Origin of the sequence: Actinomyces sp. zg296, assembly GCF_009829695.1 — a bacterium.
GTDB lineage: Bacteria > Actinomycetota > Actinomycetes > Actinomycetales > Actinomycetaceae > Actinomyces > Actinomyces marmotae.
This window is the reverse complement of the sequence record NZ_VWPG01000003.1, coordinates 287561-304927: the sequence shown is the minus strand read 5'-3', so window position 1 is coordinate 304927 and position 17367 is coordinate 287561. Positions and strand designations below refer to the sequence as shown.

14 protein-coding genes are annotated in these 17367 nt (G+C 70.0%); 8 read left to right on the top strand and 6 right to left on the bottom strand.

Translation table 11 applies throughout. The features are described from left to right. The first annotated feature begins 12 nt into the window (after window positions 1–12). From GVV76_RS03575 to GVV76_RS03560, 4 genes are all read left to right on the top strand, one after another. Window positions 13–687, top strand: coding sequence for a histidine phosphatase family protein (locus GVV76_RS03575; RefSeq protein WP_159624995.1), 675 nt, complete (start codon window positions 13–15; stop codon window positions 685–687). 500 nt (window positions 688–1187) lie between these two features. Beyond that, window positions 1188–2021 carry a hypothetical protein gene (locus GVV76_RS03570; RefSeq protein WP_235925194.1) on the top strand — a complete coding sequence of 278 codons (834 nt, stop codon included), beginning with the start codon at window positions 1188–1190 and terminating at the stop codon, window positions 2019–2021. Window positions 2022–2191: 170 nt separating this feature from the next. After that, window positions 2192–3091 carry a DUF6318 family protein gene (locus GVV76_RS10565; protein ID WP_328703557.1) on the top strand — a complete coding sequence of 300 codons (900 nt, stop codon included), beginning with the start codon at window positions 2192–2194 and terminating at the stop codon, window positions 3089–3091. A 251-nt stretch (window positions 3092–3342) separates the two neighbouring features. Beyond that, on the top strand, window positions 3343–3909 hold the full coding sequence (locus tag GVV76_RS03560; RefSeq protein WP_236263187.1) for a zinc transporter: 567 nt from the start codon (window positions 3343–3345) through the stop codon (window positions 3907–3909). A 121-nt stretch (window positions 3910–4030) separates the two neighbouring features. Here GVV76_RS03560 and GVV76_RS03555 read toward each other — a convergent pair whose 3' ends face one another. The 3 genes from GVV76_RS03555 to GVV76_RS03545 all read right to left on the bottom strand — a co-directional run bounded on the left by GVV76_RS03555 (window position 4031) and on the right by GVV76_RS03545 (window position 7957). Next, a complete protein-coding gene (locus tag GVV76_RS03555) occupies window positions 4031–5086 on the bottom strand; it encodes an alpha/beta fold hydrolase (RefSeq protein ID WP_159624991.1) in 1056 nt (351 codons plus the stop codon). Between the two features lie 203 nt (window positions 5087–5289). Next, entirely contained in the window at window positions 5290–6588 is a 1299-nt protein-coding gene (gene metX / locus GVV76_RS03550) for a homoserine O-acetyltransferase MetX (RefSeq protein ID WP_159624989.1), read from the bottom strand. A 28-nt stretch (window positions 6589–6616) separates the two neighbouring features. Further along, on the bottom strand, window positions 6617–7957 hold the full coding sequence (locus GVV76_RS03545; protein WP_159624987.1) for an O-acetylhomoserine aminocarboxypropyltransferase/cysteine synthase family protein: 1341 nt from the start codon (window positions 7955–7957) through the stop codon (window positions 6617–6619). Between the two features lie 493 nt (window positions 7958–8450). On the opposite strand from GVV76_RS03545, the gene GVV76_RS03540 reads away from it, so the two are divergent. Next, the gene (locus GVV76_RS03540) at window positions 8451–9860 is read left to right on the top strand and encodes a C40 family peptidase (protein WP_159625160.1); all 1410 of its coding nucleotides are present in this window, start codon (window positions 8451–8453) and stop codon (window positions 9858–9860) included. A gap of 161 nt (window positions 9861–10021) precedes the next feature. Here GVV76_RS03540 and GVV76_RS03535 read toward each other — a convergent pair whose 3' ends face one another. Then, window positions 10022–10513 carry an inorganic diphosphatase gene (locus GVV76_RS03535; RefSeq protein ID WP_073451538.1) on the bottom strand — a complete coding sequence of 164 codons (492 nt, stop codon included), beginning with the start codon at window positions 10511–10513 and terminating at the stop codon, window positions 10022–10024. A gap of 206 nt (window positions 10514–10719) precedes the next feature. Here GVV76_RS03535 and dacB point away from each other — a divergent pair, with 206 nt between their 5' ends. The 3 genes from dacB (at window position 10720) to hpt (ending at window position 14203) form a co-directional block, all read left to right on the top strand. Further along, window positions 10720–12120: a D-alanyl-D-alanine carboxypeptidase/D-alanyl-D-alanine endopeptidase gene (gene dacB, locus GVV76_RS03530; protein ID WP_159624985.1), complete on the top strand. Its 1401-nt coding sequence runs from the start codon at window positions 10720–10722 to the stop codon at window positions 12118–12120. A gap of 41 nt (window positions 12121–12161) precedes the next feature. Then, window positions 12162–13421: a zinc-dependent metalloprotease gene (locus tag GVV76_RS03525; protein ID WP_159624983.1), complete on the top strand. Its 1260-nt coding sequence runs from the start codon at window positions 12162–12164 to the stop codon at window positions 13419–13421. 227 nt (window positions 13422–13648) lie between these two features. Continuing rightward, entirely contained in the window at window positions 13649–14203 is a 555-nt protein-coding gene (gene hpt / locus GVV76_RS03520; protein ID WP_159522101.1) for a hypoxanthine phosphoribosyltransferase, read from the top strand. Window positions 14204–14478: 275 nt separating this feature from the next. On the opposite strand, the gene GVV76_RS03515 is transcribed toward hpt, so the two are convergent. Together GVV76_RS03515 and GVV76_RS03510 are read right to left on the bottom strand one after the other, a co-directional pair. After that, window positions 14479–16827: a TIGR03986 family type III CRISPR-associated RAMP protein gene (locus GVV76_RS03515; RefSeq protein ID WP_159624981.1), complete on the bottom strand. Its 2349-nt coding sequence runs from the start codon at window positions 16825–16827 to the stop codon at window positions 14479–14481. 1 nt (window position 16828) lies between these two features. Beyond that, the gene (locus GVV76_RS03510; RefSeq protein ID WP_159624979.1) at window positions 16829–17176 is read right to left on the bottom strand and encodes a hypothetical protein; all 348 of its coding nucleotides are present in this window, start codon (window positions 17174–17176) and stop codon (window positions 16829–16831) included. Window positions 17177–17367: the final 191 nt, after the last annotated feature.

Genomic DNA, 17367 nt, shown 5'->3' with positions numbered 1-17367 from the left:
ACAATCGCATCCATGGAGCGCACCACGATCCACCTCATGCGTCACGGCGAGGTCCACAACCCCGAGGCCGTCCTCTACGGGCGCATGCCCGGCTACCACCTCTCCGAACTCGGTCAGCGCATGGCGGAGCGCGTCGCGGAGGTCCTGCGCTCCACCGATCACGACATCGCCGCCGTCATCACCTCCCCCCTGGAGCGCGCCGTCGAGACCGGCGCCCCCACCGCGCGGGCCTACGGGCTGGAGGCGACGACGGACGAGCGCCTCATCGAGGCCGGCAACCACTTCGAGGGGGTCGCCGTCAACCGCAACCGCTGGGTGCTGGCGCATCCGCGCCATTGGCTGTATTACACCAACCCCCTGCGCCCGTCCTGGGGCGAGCCCTACGCCGAGCTCGTGACCCGCATGAGCGGGGCCATCCGCTCCGCGCTGCCCCTCGCGCGCGGGCGCGAGGCGCTGCTCGTCTCCCACCAGCTGCCCGTGTGGGCCACGCGGCTCTGGGTGGAGGGGCGCCCCCTGGCGCACGATCCCCGGCGCCGCCAGTGCGCGCTCGCCTCGCTGACCTCCCTCACTTTCGACGGCGGGACGCTCGTAGGCGTGGACTACTGGGAGCCCGCGGGCGAGCTCCTGCATGTGGCTGAGGACATGGTTCCCGGAACCTCCGCCGCCAGTGAGAAGGGAGCAGCGTGACCTCTCAGAACACGCAGGGGGAGAAAGCGGGGAAGCAGGCGGGGGGCGAGCTCGGGGACGGCTCCGGGACGCGCCCCGATGAGGCCGTCGAGGCGGGCGTCAGCGGTCCTGGGAGCGGTGGCAGCGCCAGGCCCGCGTCGAGTGGCGGGAGCGCTCGCGGCGCTGATGGCGCTCGCGGCGCTCGCGGCGCTGATGGCGCGGACAGCGCTCGCAGCGCTGCGAATGCCGACGGCGCTGGGGCCCCGGGAGCCGCGACCAGCGCGGCTGGCCCGGATGCTCCTGCGGGCGACGGCGTCGCTCGCCGCGGCGCCTCATCCGACGACGCGGCGAGCGCGAGAGGCCCAGGGCTCCCGGGAGGCGCGAGCGGTCCGAAGGAGGCCCCGCCGTCGTTCAGGCCCGTGAGCGCCGGGAGCCCAGTGGCCCCGGGGAGCCCAGATCGCCCGAGGATCGCGAGCGGCCCCGATAGCGCGCAGAGGGAGCCCGATGCGGCCGGTGCCCCGATGGCTGGGCCGAGAAGGGGCCTCATCCGCCGACCGCCGAAGACTGACGAGGTCGTCACCATCAAGGTCCGCGAGATCTTCGACATTGTCGACGCCCGCGAGGCCCAGGCCGCCTCGGAGCGCCTCGCGGCGGAGAGGGCCGCCGCGAGGCCGAGCTGGACTGGGCAGGACTTCGTGTGGTGGAACACCGCCGCCGTTCTCACCGCCGCTCGCGCCGGGCGCCGCCCCAACCCTGTCTCGCCGATCATCGACCCCGTGCGCGGCTCCTTCGGGTCGGGGGAGTGCATGCTGGCCAGTTGTGATGCCGAGCTGCTCATGTGGCGGCGCGGTGACGCCACCTACAACCCGTCCAGGGGGTTCTTCCTCGCGGGCGGGCCAGTGGGGCTGGCGCTGACCGCCGCCTTCTTCGGCGGGCAGGCCGTGGTCAACAAGAGGAGGCGCCGTGCCGCCGCGGCGGACGCCGTCGAGAAATGGCGCCACCTGGCCAACGCCCGCGTGACCGTGTCCACGCACGGCATCTACATCGGAACGGGCGAGGGCATCATGCCGGTGGGCTACCACGAGGTTCAGGAGGTGGCCTCCACCGGCCCGGGCGAGATCGTCATGGCGGCGAGCAACGCCAAGGGCACCGCGCGCTGGAAGCTGCGCGGCCAATGGGCCGAGCTCGTCCTCGTTCTGTGGTCGGTGCTGTACATGCCCGAGCACCCGCAGGTGGTGGGCCGCACCTGGCTGCCCCAGGGCTGGCTGGATCACGCGGCGGCGAACGGCTACCCCGTTGACACCTCCACCTGGCCGCGCTTCAGCCCGAACCCGGATCCGCCCCCTCTCCCCTGAACCGAGACCGGTCGAAAACACGGGCGAGACCGGTCGTTGTTAGGGGCGAGACCGGTTGGTTGTCCGCAGGGCGGTGCTGGTGGGGTGGGGTTGGTGGGGGTTTTCCACAGATTGGCGGTGGGGTCTAGCGCCGGGGGTGGGTAGGGCCCTAGGGTTGGGGCCCGACGGCGATGCCGCCGTCGTCTGGGGCCGACCTGGGGCCTCGCGCTTGCCCTGGTCCACGTCCGCTCTCTTGGAAGGCCCCAGCCGCTATGAGCCCCACGCCCTGTCGTCTTCTGCCCAACCAGGTCAGCGCCGAACCCTCGCAGCCTCGCACCTCCCATGCCGCTGGTCCCACTGCGCCCCAACAACGCGGCGCCACCCCTCACCCACCCGGCCGGCGGCGCCAGAGCCTCCAAGCGCTGACAACGCGCTGGGCACACCCCATCGCCCTGGTCCTTCTGACCTGCTGCGCCCTGGCCCCAGGACTACTGATCCTAACGGCCTGCGCCAAGGACCCCACTCCGCCCCAGACCACCGCGACCCTACCCACCCAGCACACCACCACCCCCGCCGAAACCCCCGCCAGCGCGGCGACCACTCCCAGCGCCAGCACAACCCCCTCGCTCAGCCCCGAACTGGCCGCTCAAAAAGCCACCGCCCTAGCCATGCCCAAACCCCCCACCCCACCCGAGGCCACCGAAAACACCCAACAAGGCGCCATAAGCGCCGCCGTGCACTTCATCGAGCTCTACCGCTACGCCTTCATCACCGGCGACACCACAGACCTAGCCGCCATGAGCGAAGACAGATGCACATTCTGCGTCTCTGCGATCAATGCGATGACCGATCTTCACGATAAGGGAGGCTGGAGCAATCCCTGGAAACTGGAACTCACAGAATTTCAATATATCTCACCAGGAGAGGGAAAGGAGTACTGCGGAGTCAGGGCCACAATGAAGAGTACCGAGTCGACGTCTATTAGAAAGGGCGAAACAGTCGTAGTGGAACCGGCGGAAGAGAAGACCTTATTCCTCGCCTTGCGATACTACAATGACGCCTGGCATGTTGGCGAGGTGTCCACAGAATGATGACGGAAACAATGAGCCTTCTTGTGATCTCCTGCTTATTCTTGACCTCACCTCCTCCCATTATTGCGGGATCTGATAATGCTGGCGCCGCAAGGCAGATTGACAGTTATGGATCCGGAAATACTATTGTCACTCAATCATTGACGGCGGAGGAGGTCATCGTCCAAAGCGATTCCCCGTCGTCGACCGGCGGGAACGATGGGGGCGGGCCAGCAGTGGTGGTCTCGGCCGGACAGCCCCAGACCATACCCGTGGAAGGCAGTTACATCTGCGACGGGCAAGACGCCCAGGGCAACAATAGCGGCGCGTGCCGCTTCCAACCAGCACCAGCCGCACCGGCCCCGGCCGCCCCGGCCCCGATCGTCCTGACCTCCCGCGACGTGGCCACCCTCATCGTCGAGGGCTCGGGCATCACCCTCCAACCACCCGGGGACACCATCTTGCTGCACATGCCACTGATCGCCCACACCAACCCCACCACCCGAACACTATCCACCACCGTAGGCCCCACCCGCGTGGATATCGAGGCCACGCCCGCCACCTACACCTGGAACTGGGGGGATGGCACCACCACGACCACCACCGACCCCGGGCATCCCTACCCCCACCAGACCGTGACCCACCTGTACGCCACCACCGCCAACAACGTCACCATCACCCTGACCACCACCTGGACCGCCCGCTACCGCCCCACCGGCACCACCACCTGGAAACCCGTCGACGGCTACATCACCACCACCCAGGCCGCCCCGCCCTTCAACATCCGCCGCCTGGTCCCCTACCTATCCGACGACGCCGAAGAGTACCAAAACCACTAACCCACCCCCACTAAGCCCACCCCCGAACCGGTCTCGCCCCTCACAACAACCGGTCTCGCGGCTCATATCGACCGGTCTCGCTCGTGATTTCGACCGGTCTCGATGAAAGAGGGGAGGGAGGTCAGCGCAGGACGTATGCGGTCATCCAGCGGCGCATGGCACCCAGGACCTGCTCGCGCACGGGAGGTGCGGAGAGGATGAGGTCGTGCACGGCGCCGTCGAAGCGCGCCACGGTGACGAGCGACCCCAGGGCGAGGGAGCGCCGGGCCGTCGCGTCGACGTCGATCACCGTGTCCGTCCGACGCGAGTCCGGTGTCCACGTGACCCCCAGGCGCGAGCGCGCCGACACCATCGACAGCACCGGGCAGCGGATGTCGAGCCCTGCCGCCACCCGGGCCTGACCGGCGAGGATCGCCTGCAACCATCCGGGCCGGATTGGCGCGCCGGGCCGGTGGACCCACTCGTCGTTGATCCGCCAGCCGCGCACCCACGGGTCGTCGACCCACGCGGGATCCGGCTCGCCGTCGCGCTCGTCCCAGCCATCGGTGACGCGGAAGCACTTCTCGGCGGGCAGGCTCGGCGTCGGCAGGGGGCGGCGAGGATCATGGCGCGCCAGGGCGCGCAGCACCGGCTGACCGAGGAGTCTGGCCGGCGCCGCCCCCTGGATCTCCAACCATGGGGAGGCCAGGATGAGCGCCCGCAGCGCCCCCGGGTGGCGGTCCGCCCACAGGGAGGCCACGAGCCCGCCCGTGGAGTGCCCGTAGCCGACGACGTCGATCCCGTCCCCGCGCTCGGCCCGGATGATGCCGAGGGATTGGCCGATCTCCTCATCGTAGTCGTCGAGCGACGTCGTCCAGCCGAGCATCTGCCCCTTGCGCAAGGAGCGCCCGTAGCGGCGCAGGTCGAGGGCGTAGAAGGCCCCGCCCAGCCGGGAGATCTCCCGCGCCAGGTGCGTGTGGAAGAAGTAGTCGTTCCATCCGTGCAGGTAGAGCCAGGCGAAGGAGGGGGTTGTGGGCGTGCCCGGCAGCGCGAGGGGGTCCTCCGCGGGCACATGCCGCACCAGGGTGGCGACGGCGCCGTCGGCCTCCTCATCCGACAGCAGCTCCAGGGTGCGGGCCTGGAAGCCGGGTCCGAGGTGGTCAGGGCCCCAGCCGTCGGCGGCTCCCCGCCCGGTCATTTCGCGCCCGCCGCGCGCGGGGGCCGTACCGGGCCGCCGGGCACTGTCGTCCCCGCGCTCGCCGTGCCGGGCGCGCCTTGCGCCGACCAGCCGACCGGGGAGCCCGGGCCGCCGGCCCCGGCGTTGGACGGGCACTGGCTCATGAGATCAGCTTAGCCGAAGACGCGGCCTGCGAGAGCCGGTTCCCGGGCGCCCCGCCGTTCTCAACTCCCCGACTCGGCGCCCTCAAGGAAGTCTCGCAGCACGGCGTCCATCTGATCGGCCTCGATGAGGAAGCCATCATGGCCGTGAAGGGAGTCGATGGTCGCGCGCCGCGCGCCCGGGATGCCCTCGGTGAGTTCATCGGCCTGCCAGGTGGGGAAGAGGCGATCGGAGGACACATCGACCACGAGCGTGCGGGCCGTGACCCCCGCCAGGGCCGCCGGGATCCCGCCGCGACCCGTGCCGACGTCATGGACCATCATCGAATGGGTGACAATGAGGTAGGAGTTGGCGTCGAACCTGGCCAGGAGCTTGCCTGAGTGATGATCGAGGTAGGACTCCACCTGGTAGCGCCCGCCGACGGCGGGATCCTCCGCGCCCTGGTGCGCTCGCCCGAAGCGGGCGTCGAGCTCCGCGGCGCTTCGGTAGGTGGTGTGCGCGATCGCTCGCGCCAGCGCCAGCCCGCGCACCGGCCCCACCGGGTGGGAGTAGTAGTCGCCGTCGAAGAAGTAGGGATCGCCCACGATGGCGAGCTCCTGGAGGTGGCACCAGGCGAGCTGATCCGCCGTCGTTGAGGCGCCGGTGGCCACGAGTGCGAGGTTGCGCACCCGCTCGGGGCGCCCCACCCCCCACTCGATGGCGCGGTGCCCGCCCAGCGAGGCGCCCACGACCAGGTGGAAGACCTCGATCCCCAGGGCGTCGGCGAGGCGGGCCTCGGCGGCTACGGCGTCGCGCGTGGTCAGCCACGGGAAGCGCGATCCCCAGGGGCGCCCGTCCGGGGCCAGTGAGGAGGGCCCGGTGGAGCCCTGGCAGCCGCCGAGGATATTGGCGGCGACGACGAAGTACCGCTCGGTGTCGATCGCGCGCCCCGGTCCCACGAGACTGTCCCACCAGCCGGGGGTGGGGTGCCCGGGGCCGGGCTCGCCGGTGACGTGGGAGTCCCCGGTCAGGGCGTGCAGGACGAGGACGGCGTTGTCGCGCGCCTCGCTCAACTCCCCCCAGGTCTCGAAGGCCAGAACCGTGTTCGGCAGGGTCTCCCCGGACTCCAGGGGCAAGTCCCCGATCTCCAGGAAGCGGCGGTGCCCCGGGTCGTCCCCGGTGCGCCAGGCGCCAGTGGGGGAGCCCGCCGCGCGGTCGACGAGCTTGGAGGCGGCCGTCCCCACGCCGGCCGTGACGGGCTCCGGAAGGGCCGGCTGGGGCGGACCGGGATCCGGAAGGCCGGGCTCCGGAAGGGCCGGCTGGGGCGGGCCGGGATCCGGAAGGGCCGGCTGGGGCGGGGCGGGCGGGGCCGACTGAGTCATGGCGCTCTCCTTGGGGCGGGGCCGGCGCTCAGCGCGGGCTCAGGGCCGCCAGGCCGCGGTCGAGGTCGGCGATGATGTCGTCGATGTGCTCGATTCCGATGCTCAGGCGCACCGTCCCCGCGCTGATCCCCGCCGCCGCCAGGCCGGCGTCGTCGAGCTGTGAGTGCGTCGTCGTCGCCGGGTGGATGGCCAGGGAGCGCACGTCCCCGATGTTGGCGACGTTGGAGAACAGTTGGAGGGCGTCGATGAAGATGCTCCCCGCCTCTCGGCCGCCCGCGAGGTCGAAGGTGAGGATCGATCCGGCGCCGCGCGGGCAGTACTTGCGGTGCAGCTCGTAGTAGGGGCTGGATGGCAGGCCGGAGTAGCGCACCTGGCTCACCGCGGGGTGGGACTCCAGGTGACGGGCCACGGCCAGGGCGTTGTCCACATGCCGCTCCATGCGCAGCGAGAGGGTCTCCACGCCCTGGGCGATGAGGAAGGCGTTGAGCGGGCTCGCGGCGAATCCGAGATCGCGCTGGCCCTGCGTGTGCGCCTTGAGGACGAAAGCCACGTTGCCCAGCGGCGAGCCGACCCCCAGGTCGCGGGCGAAGACGATGCCGTTGTAGGACGGGTCGGGCTCGTTGAAGCCGGGGAAGCGCTCGGCGTGGGCGGCGTAGTCGAAGCCCCCGCCGTCGATGATGACTCCGGCGATCGAGGAGCCGTGGCCGCCCAGGAACTTCGTGGCGGATTCGACGACGATGTCCGCCCCCCACTCGAAGGGCCGGGTGAGGAAGGGGGAGGCCACCGTGTTGTCGACGACGAGCGGCACCCCCACGCGGTGCGCGGCCTCGGCGATGGGCTCGATGTCGAGGATGTCGCCCTTGGGGTTGGGGATGGACTCGCCGAGGAAGCACACGGTGGTCTCATCGGCCAGCGCCTCCCAGGCAGCGGCGTCGGAGGGATCCTCGACGAACCGGGTGGTGATCCCGAGGCGGGGAAGCGCGGAGGTCAGTAGGTTGATGGTGCCGCCGTAGAGCGACGGCGAGGCGATGACGCTCGATCCCGCGCCGCCCAGGGTGAGGATCGTCAGCGTGGTGGCGGCGCTGCCCGAGGCCACGAGGTGGGCGCCGGTGCCTCCGTGCAGGGCGCAGATCCGCTGGGCGACGGCGGCGTTCGTCGGGTTGTCCAGGCGCGTGTAGATGGGGCCGAGCGAGGCCAGGGAGAAGCGGTCGGCCGCCTCGGTGGCGCTGGGGAAGACGAAGGAGGAGGTCTGGTAGACCGGCAGCGCACGGGCGCCGGTGTCGGAGTCGGGGGCGTGGCCAGCCTGGACCTGGAGGGTCTCGAACCGCCAGGAGGCGAGGGTGTCGGGGGTGGTCGCCGCGTTGCTCATCGGGGGATCCTTCACTGGTGCCGGTGCGTGTCTGCTCTAGCCCTGATGGGGCGGGGACGCGCACGTGGGCCGACGGCGGCGTGGCGGCGTGCGCGTCAGTGATGCATTCGGCGGGTGAGGCGGCAAGACATGCCTCGAAAGGTGCCACGGCCGTGGCGCGGCGCGCAAGCGCGTCCGGATCGCGGGAGCGCGGCGGTTCCGGCCTGGTCACAGCATGATCACGATATGCGATTGTGAGGGAGGTCACTGGGGTGCGGGTAAGGGTGTGTGATCCGCAGGATTCCGGGGTTTGTGAGATGGGCGGGACGGGTGTTACCAATGTGAAACTAGTGGTCACTGTTCTCATGGGGGTGCGTGATGACTAGTGTTTCGGGTGTATCGCCGTGCGACTCATGACACGGGAATGTCAGACCCTGGAGGATCCGTGAGCCCTAGACACCGTTCGTTCCGAGCGGCACGCGCCTTCGCCGCCGCTACCGCTCTGGCCGTCGCGATGGTTCCCAGCGCCCTTGCTGACACCGTCGACCAGGATGACATTGACAAGGCGAGGAAGGCGGAGAGCCAGACGTCGTCGTCGATCGCCGAGCTCGAGGCGCGGCTCGCCAAGCTCAAGTCCGACCTCCAGGCCTCACGGATCAAGGCGGCCTCCGCCAATGAGGACTACCTCGAGGCCGCTGCGGAGTTGAAGACCGCCACCACCGCCGCCGCCAACGCCCAGACCGCGGCTGATGAGGCCGCCGCGGACACCGAGACCGCCCGCTCCAGCCTCGGCGCCGCCGTCGTCGAGACCTATCAGAACAGCGGTAACCCTCTTGACGCCCTCAGCCCCTACCTGTCCTCTGAGTCGCTGGCCGACGCGACCGACACCTCGGTGGCGCTGACCCGCGTGGGCGAGAACCGCAGCGCCGACCTGCAGAACTTCCGGGCGCACCAGGCGGTGGCCGAGAACATGCGCAGCATCGCCCAGGCCAAGGTGGCCGAGAAGGAGACCGCCGCGACCAATGCCAAGAATCTCAAGGCCAAGGCCGATGCCGAGGTGAGCAAGGCCTCCACGGCCGTCTCCGACGCGAAGTCCACGCGGGAGACCCTCATCTCCCAACTCGCCACGCAGCGCAACACCACCGTCGAACTGGAGACCCAGTACCAGGACCGCCTTGAGTCCGAGCGCCAGGCGCGCGAGGAGGCGGCCGCCAAGACCGCGGCGGAGGAGGCCGCGCGCAAGGCCGAGGAGGAGAAGCGGGCCCAGGCCTCGGCGTCCCCCGCGCCGACCGCGCCGCCGACGCCCGGCGCCTCGCCCTCCCAACCCTCTTCAGAGGCGCCGGCCTCCGGGGCGACGACGGCGCCCGCCATCACCGAGGGAGCGCCGACCACGACCGAGGCGGCTCCTCCCGCGCAGGCCGCCCAGGAGGCGCCTGCGCCCGAGCCGGCTCCTGAGGCTGAGCCGGAGCCCGCGCCGGCTCCCGCTCCTGAGCCGGCCCCCGCTCCTGAGCCGGCCCCCGCTCCTGAGCCCGAGCCGGCTCCTGAGCCGGCCCCCGCCGTCGACGTCGCCCAGACGGCGATCGACACCTCGTACACCTTCCTCGGTGTGCCCTACGTCTGGGGTGGTGAGAGTTATGACGGCGTCGACTGCTCGGGCTTGGTGATGCTGTCGTACCAGGCGGCGGGCGTCTATCTCACGCACTCCTCGCGGGTGCAGTATGGCGAGGGGACCCGGGTGCCCATCGATGAGGCCCGGCCCGGCGATCTCGTGTTCTGGTCCTCGGACGGGACGCAGTCGGGGATCTACCACGTGGCGATCTACCTCGGAGGCGACCAGATGATCGAGGCCCCGACCTTCGGCGTCCCCGTGCGAGTGACCGGCATGCGCTACTCCGGCGTCATGCCCTACGTCGTCCGCTTCTGACCTCCCACCCACCCTCCCCTCCAATCGAGACCGGTCGAAAACAGACGCGAGACCGGTTCGGCATGGCCGCGATGGCCGCGCCGAACCGGTCTCGTCAGTGATTTCGACCGGTCTCGCTCCTATTTTCGACCGGTCTCGGTTATAGGGGGAGTGGATCAGTGTCAGTGGGCGCGGTGCTGCTGCTCGCGCTCGTAGGAGCGGCGGATCTCGGCCTCGGCCTCGTCGCGCCCCACCCAGTGGGCGCCCTCCACGCTCTTGCCCGGCTCCAGGTCCTTGTACACCTCGAAGAAGTGCTGGATCTCCAGGCGGTGGAACTCGCTGACGTCCTCGATGTCCGTGCGCCAGGACGCGCGCTGGTCCGCCGCGGGAACGCACAGCACCTTGTCGTCGCCGCCCTTCTCATCGCGCATGCGGAACATGCCCAGCGCGCGGCAGCGGATGACGCAGCCGGGGAAGGTGGGCTCCTCCAGGAGGACCAGCGCGTCCAGCGGGTCGCCGTCCTCGCCGAGGGTCTCATCGATGAAGCCGTAGTCGTCCGGGTACCGGGTGGACGTGAAGAGCATCCGGTCGAGGCGGATGCGGCCGGTCTCGTGGTCGATCTCGTACTTGTTCCGGTTCCCCTTGGGGATCTCGATGGTGACGTCGAACTCCACGCTGTGCTCCTCACTCTTGTGCGATCCGCTGGGATCCCGGGCGGGCCCGGCACTCCCCGCGGCTGCGGACGGGGCGGCGCAGCTCTGGGAGGGCTGGCCACGATGGCACTAGTGTGGACCACGACGGCGCCTCCCGTCCGCATCCCAGCGGACTGTCAAGCGCCGGCAAGTTCGAGCAGCCCACCTGGCGACAGATCGGAGGCGCGGTGCGCCGCATCACGACCGCTGCCCTCACCGCGGCGACCCTGCTGGTAGTCGGCGGTTACTACGGCGTCGCCGACGCCCTCGACATCGTGCCCGGGCCCCTGACCATCACCGGCGCGGGCCGCCCCGCGGCCTTTCCCACCGCGGCCTCCCTCGACGGCGCCGCGGGCGCCACCGCCGCCCCCTACGACTCCTCCGCCCCCATGCCCGACGCCGGAGCCGTGGCCGGTTATGCCTCCGCCCTCGCCGCCGATCCCCGCGTCGCCGGGGCGTCGACCGCCGTGAGCGTGGTCGACGTCACCACAGGGCGGCAGATCGCCGGCGTCAGCTCGGGAACCCCACTCACCCCGGCCTCCACCAATAAGCTCCTCACCGCCTGGGCCGCGCTGCGCACCCTCGGGGCGGACCACACGCTGAGCACCCGCACCGTCCTCTCAGAGGCTCCGGGCGGGACCCCGACCGTCACCATCATCGGCAGCGGGGACGTTCTCATGGCCGAGGACAAGGGCGACCCGAACGCCGTCATCGGACGCGCGGGACTGGGGGACCTCGCCCGCTCCACCGCTGAGAGGCTCAAGGCCCAGGGCATCACCTCCGTGGCGGTCGCCCTCGACGACACCCTCTTCCCCGAGGACCAGAAGTGGTCCAGCGACTGGGAGGACGGCAACCAGTCCTTCGTCGCGCCGATCCAGCCGATCATGATTAACGTGCGGGCCCACGAGTCGGCCCGCTCCTATCCGGCCGACCCCGCCAACGACGCCGTCCAGGCCTTCTCCAAGCACCTGCAGGCCGCCGGCATCACCGTCTCGGGCGTGTCCCGGGGCCGGGCCGCCGACGGCGCCACCGACCTCGCCTCCGTTTCCTCCGCGCCGCTGGTGGACGTCCTCGGGGTTTCCCTCAAGGCCTCGGACAACACGATGACAGAGGTCGAGGGCCGACTCGTCGCCGCGGCCGCGGGCAAGCCGACCACCTTCGCCGGCGCCACCGAGGCGGTCGCCGCCCAGTTGACGGCCGATGGGATCTCGATGGAGGGCGTCACCCTCAAGGACTGCTCCGGCCTGGCCAAGGGCAACAAGATCCCGGCCCGCCTGCTCACCGATATCCTCCTGCGGGCCGCTGGCCCCGACGGCGGGACGGCGGGGCGCGCCCTCATCGCCGATCTGCCCGTGGCGGCCCTCGATGGCACGCTCAACGACCGCCTCGTCTCCCAGGCCGGCGCCGGCACCGTGCGCGCCAAGACCGGCTCGCTGGACCAGACGGCCTCCCTCGCCGGGACCGTGGTGACCGCCAACGGTCGCCTCCTGGTCTTCTCCGTCATCATCGATGGATTCCCCTCCGGTGGCCTGAGCAGCGCCCGCGCCGCGATGGATGAGGACTTCATGGTGCCCCTGGCGGGCAGTTGATGGCTCCCGCGCTGGGGACACGGCGCGAAGAGCCTGGCCCCGTGGGCGCCCCGTCGACGGCGCGGGGGCTGGTGGACTGGAGCCGCGTTGAGATCGCCGCCCGGACCATGGCGCCCAGAGGTGGCCCGAGCGCGCCCCGGGCCTCCCTCAGCGCCGTGGTGGAGCTGCTGCGGCGCGGTGCCGCGCAGGCCCCGGAACGGGTCGGTGAGATGACGGGGCTGAGCCGGGCGGCCCGGGATGCCGGCAGTGGGCGGGTGCTCGTCGTGGACCGCGCGGGCCTCGTGCGCGCTACTGCCGGGTTCCTGGCCCGGCTTCTCGACGGCCTTCCCGCGCCCCCTGCCGGCCCCGTGGTTCGCCGGGCCGCCGCGTGGGAGGCGGGCGCCGCCCTCGGGGCCCTCTCGACGCGCTTGCTGGGTCAGGTGCTGCCCGCGATCCCGGCCGCGGCGGCTGCCGGTGGCGCCGACGGCGGTCGAGGCACTGGCAGCGCCACCGGCGCCACCGGCGCCACCGGCGCCACCGGCGCCACCGGCGCCACCGGCGCCACCGGCGCCACCGGCGCAACCGACGGCGACGGTGCCACCGGCGCCACCGGCGCGGGGCCGGTGGCTGAGGCCCGGACGGGAGGCCCGGGCGCCGAGCGGCCACGACTCCTCCTCGTCGCCCCCAACGTCCTCGCCCTCCAGCGCCGCCACGGCCTCGATCTTGCCGACCTCGCCACCTGGGTGGCGATGCATGAGACCGCTCATGCCGTCCAGCTCGCCGCAGCCCCCTGGCTCGCCGACCACCTGGTGGCGCGGCTGCGCGAGGCGCTGGGCGCCGTCGTCGAGGCCTGGCCCCGGGGCGGGCGCCTGGCGGGGATCGCCTCGGTGGCTTGGGCTGCCCGGCCGGGGGAGGCCGCGGGGCTGGTCGGGCAGCCCGGGCTGGCGGGGTTGGTGGAGCTGCGTGCCACCCTCGCGTTCCTGGAGGGGCACGCACGGGCCGCCCTCGACGGCGTCACCCCCGCGCGGGTCCCCTCAGCGCATGTGCTCCGGGCGGTGCTGGACGCCGACCCCGCGCCGCCTCCCGGGCAGGGGGAGGGGCGGGGGATCGGGCAGGGCCATGGGCGCGGCCCTTTCACCGGCCTCGCCAGTGAGCGGCTCCTCGACAGCGCGCGGGCGGCGCGGTTCGCTCGGGCCGTCGTCGAGAGGGTGGGCCACGAGGGTCTCAACCGGGCGTGGGCGTCGCCGTGGGCCCTGCCGACGGCGGCGGAGCTGGGGAGTCCCGAGGCCTGGTTGGAGCGGGTCGGGGGAGGCCCTCATTGAGCCCACGGGTCCGGCTGGGTCCGAGCGGATCCCGGGTGGGGGCGCTGGGGCGGGCCCTGCTCCGCCGTCAACGGCGCCTGATCCCCTCTCTGACCAGCCAGATGGTCACGGATCGGTGGCGAAGGGACCGCTGGGGCGGGCCCCGCGGCGCGCTGATCTGGCAGGCTTGGCCTGCGTCGTCGCCCACTCCCGGGCGGACCATCGACGCGGAGATGGAGGATGAGGGCGTGGAAGCCGCCGATATGGGAACCGACCTCCAGCAGGTGCTGATCTCGCGCGAGGAGATCGAGAGCCGGCTGGATGACATGGCAGAGAGGATTGACGCCGACTACGCGGGCGAGGACCTGCTGCTGGTGGGCGTGCTCAAGGGCGCCGTGTACGTCATGGCGGACCTGTCGCGGCGCCTGCGCCGCAGCGCGCCCATGGACTGGATGGCCGTGTCGTCCTACGGCTCGGGCACGAAGTCCTCGGGCGTCGTGCGCATCCTCAAGGACCTCGACACGGACCTCACCGGCCGCCACGTGCTCATCGTGGAGGACATCATCGACTCCGGGCTCACCCTGTCCTGGCTGCTGGGGAACTTGTCCAGCAGGGGCGCGGCGAGCGTGGAGATCGCCACGCTCCTGCGCAAACCGGAGGCGATGAAGGTGGAGGTTGACGTCAAGTACGTGGGCTTCGACATCCCCAATGAGTTCGTCGTCGGCTACGGCCTGGACTACGCCGAGCAGTACCGCAACCTGCCCTTCATCGGGCTGCTCAAGCCCGAGGTGTACGAGAACTGAGTCTGAGACGCGAGAGCTGAGCCCGGGGGCGCGGGCTGACACGAGCCGTGGCCACGGCCGCGAGCGAGTCCCTGGCACGGCGCCGTCGAGCAGGAGGCGTGGATCGACCTCCATCGCCGCTCGGACCTGCGGTAGGCCGGAGTCGAGGGCGATCTCGGAGGCGGGCCGATCCGTCGGATCGCGTCGATCCAACCCGGCGTGTGGCGTCCCGCCAACCTGGCATGTGGCGTCAGGACGGATGGGGACGACGGCGGAGGGCCGGCTGACGGGGCTGCTTACCTCCGTTTGCGGTGGTTTCCCTGCTGTCCCCGCTGCCTCTGCTGGCTCCGCTGACCTTGCTGTGGCGCTGAACCCATGTCGATCGGCTTCGGTCGCTCCGCGCACAGGTCTGTGGGAGCGAGACCGCGTCCTGGCTTGGGGTCCCCATTTCCACTATCTGTCTGGTTTCCACTCTCTGTCTGGTTGTTCTCCTTGTTCTCATCCAGACTCATGTAGCGAACCGGGGGTTCGCCTGTGTAGCCGAAGGCGGCACGCTGAAGGGCTCGTACCCAGGGCTCTTCTCGGAGCGTGTCCTCGTTCGGCAGCGGGAAGTGGGAAAGGGGGTATGTGCGCATCTCCTGACCGAGGCAGCCATCGAGGCGCGCATATAGACCCGCGAGATCCTCCCCGCGGACGGCTCGCAGGCCGTCCTTGGCGATACGGACCTCGATGGTCCCAAGTCCGAGGGGCTTGCCCAGCCCCATGCGCAGGTAACCGGCACGGGACTGCATCCCTTGTCCGGTGGTTTGCTTCTCTGGCGGGACGAGGTTCTCCGGTGTCAGCACCCACACCAGGGCTCCGAGCTCATCGCTGGACAAGTTGGTAAAGCTCACCGTGCAGCGCAGGACGCTGCCAGACGCGAGCCACGAGCGGGCCGTGAGGCGGACCGAGTCATTGCTCTGCTGCTGACCGCCTAGTGAGGCGGCTGTGGTGGCTTGCTCGGGAAAACCATCGGGGTCGAGGTCCTCTCCCTCCAGGAGCCGACGGTGCACGGGGTATGCCGCTGCCCCCAGCAACTGTCCGTCAGTGAAGTACTGGTCTCGTCGCAGAGGTTTCTTGTCCGCCCCCTTGGGAGTCAGCCCGTCCTCGTCCGTGAGGAATCTTCTGGCGGACGACGGTTTGGGCGACAGGAGAGGAGTGAGCTGCTTCTCCTTGGTCGACACGAGTGCTCCGGTGCTGTCGACAGGACCGACGACGATCCTGCCGCGCGCAGCAACATCCCCGCCTGAGGCTCCATCTTCCGGGGAATTAACGACGTAACCAAAGAGGCGGTCGGCGGGAGACGCCTCCGCTGCCTTCGCCAGAGGGAGCACATCCTGCTCCTCGGCGAGTTCCCGCGGAGAGCGGTCGTAGGATCGGCGTCCCACCATCGTTGGCAGAATCTCGGCGACTTCGCCGCTCTCATCATCGAGGCGCACGAACACGAGGTCGCCGTCTCGTGGAGCTAGATGCTCAGGACCGGACGATGCGCGATTGAGAACGCGTTGGTTGGGCTTTCCCTCCAGAGAGGCGTGCTCTGACCGGTAACTATTAATCACTCGCTCGTAAGCGTTGAGCACGCTGCTGGTGAGTATTCTGCGTTCCGGCGAGAATTTGCCGCTTTCGCTAACCGAGAAGAAGAAGCGTTCGTAATGTTTGTCGGCGTACAGGGCTTTCGATGGGGGATGGTTGTCGTGTGCATCCTGTGCGGTTCGGCACACGTATCCGATGGCGAGGAAGGATTTTGCGTCCTGTTCCGGCGTTAGCGAGAAGAACCTTTCAAACTCTTTGGAACTGAGGTTGTAGACCTGTGTGACAATGCAACAGTCGTTGCGAGGGGTGAGTTTAACCCCAACTTTCTGTCCGTGCTTGAGGAGGTTGCGGAATCTGATCCAGACCTGCTGGCTGCTTGGCTCCTTCTGCCCGGGGCCGAGTGTGATGGGATGTCCTTCGAGGATGAGCGTGCCAAGCCCTTTTTCGGGGTCGTCGCGAATCAGTCCGATGTCGTTGTCGCCATGACGTCCTCTGAGGAGTTCGAGCGCAAGCTGTCCATCGGAGCCCGTGGTGATGCGTCCCGCGATGAGGGGGCTGGCCATCGCAGGATCCGCACGGTAAGTGAGGGGCTCATCATGGCCGCAGAAGACCCGGAACCGGGAGCAGGTGAGAGCCTCATACGCGCGAGAGATCATCCCCTTGACCATTGTGGGCGCGATGACCGGGTTGCCCGCGTCGTCGACAGGCACGATGACGCAGGTCCTCCCGCCATCCTTCGTCTGCGCGCCGAAGACGAGCGGTGTGCGCACTGTCATCTCCACGTCGATCGACCCGGACCAGCGATCCGGGCGCAGGCGGTCGTGGCCGAGCGCAGGAGAGTCGGCGAAGAGGTCCGGGGAGAGGATTCCTGAAGCGGCCTTGTTCGTAGACCGAGGCCGAAGCACCGGAATCCGATTGACCGCCGAGTGGAACGGTTTGAAGTCCGGGAACGCCTGCGCGTTACGAGGGCCAGGCACAGTTCCCGGCGTAGTCTGGGGCTGGGATTGGGGGTCGGGGGCTTTCGAAGCCCTCCTGGGTGACCCGGGCTTCGGGGTGTTGTTCTTACTGCTCATCTCACGCCCACTTTCCCGTCATGAGTTCGTCGACGAAGACGACGTTGCCGTAATCATTCTCGGTGAAGATCTCCACGCTTGTCATCTTGTCGGAGGCGTCGGAGGCGTCGGAGGCGTCGGACGGCGCTTTCGCACCGTGCTGGAGATATGAGTTGGGGCGGTACCAACAGGTGTCCCGTTCGGGCTGAGGTGCCGCAACAGTAGCGTCGGTGGAGGTGTCTCCCGCGCAGCGGAGGACGATCTCCGCCGTTCCCCAACCATTGAGCCACCGCAGCTCGTGGGCAAGGACACCAGCGTCACCATCCTTGACGAGAGCCCACAGCCGCAACTCGTAGACGCTCTCCAGCACTACCGGTGTCCCGTCGGTGGCGCTAAGCCCTTTACTCGACGCGGCGCGCACCGCTCGTGCTCCGGCAGTCGTATACGCGATCCCCTGCCATTTCCGGCCCTCAGAATCTGAGCACTTATCCGCGCGCTTCAGAACATCCTCGAGTCCGCCGGCGGGTAAGCAGTCGTGGCTCCACCTGCCGGACTGCAGCG

Coding starts and splice junctions, on each gene's coding strand:
- GVV76_RS03575 (WP_159624995.1), top strand. CDS start 13: ATGGAGCGCACCACGATCCACCTCATGCGTCACGGCGAGGTCCACAAC.
- GVV76_RS03570 (WP_235925194.1), top strand. CDS start 1,188: ATGGCTGGGCCGAGAAGGGGCCTCATCCGCCGACCGCCGAAGACTGAC.
- GVV76_RS03555 (WP_159624991.1), bottom strand. CDS start 5,086: ATGACCGGGCGGGGAGCCGCCGACGGCTGGGGCCCTGACCACCTCGGA.
- metX (WP_159624989.1), bottom strand. CDS start 6,588: ATGACTCAGTCGGCCCCGCCCGCCCCGCCCCAGCCGGCCCTTCCGGAT.
- GVV76_RS10565 (WP_328703557.1), top strand. CDS start 2,192: ATGCCGCCGTCGTCTGGGGCCGACCTGGGGCCTCGCGCTTGCCCTGGT.
- GVV76_RS03515 (WP_159624981.1), bottom strand. CDS start 16,827: ATGAGCAGTAAGAACAACACCCCGAAGCCCGGGTCACCCAGGAGGGCT.
- GVV76_RS03545 (WP_159624987.1), bottom strand. CDS start 7,957: ATGAGCAACGCGGCGACCACCCCCGACACCCTCGCCTCCTGGCGGTTC.
- GVV76_RS03540 (WP_159625160.1), top strand. CDS start 8,451: ATGGTTCCCAGCGCCCTTGCTGACACCGTCGACCAGGATGACATTGAC.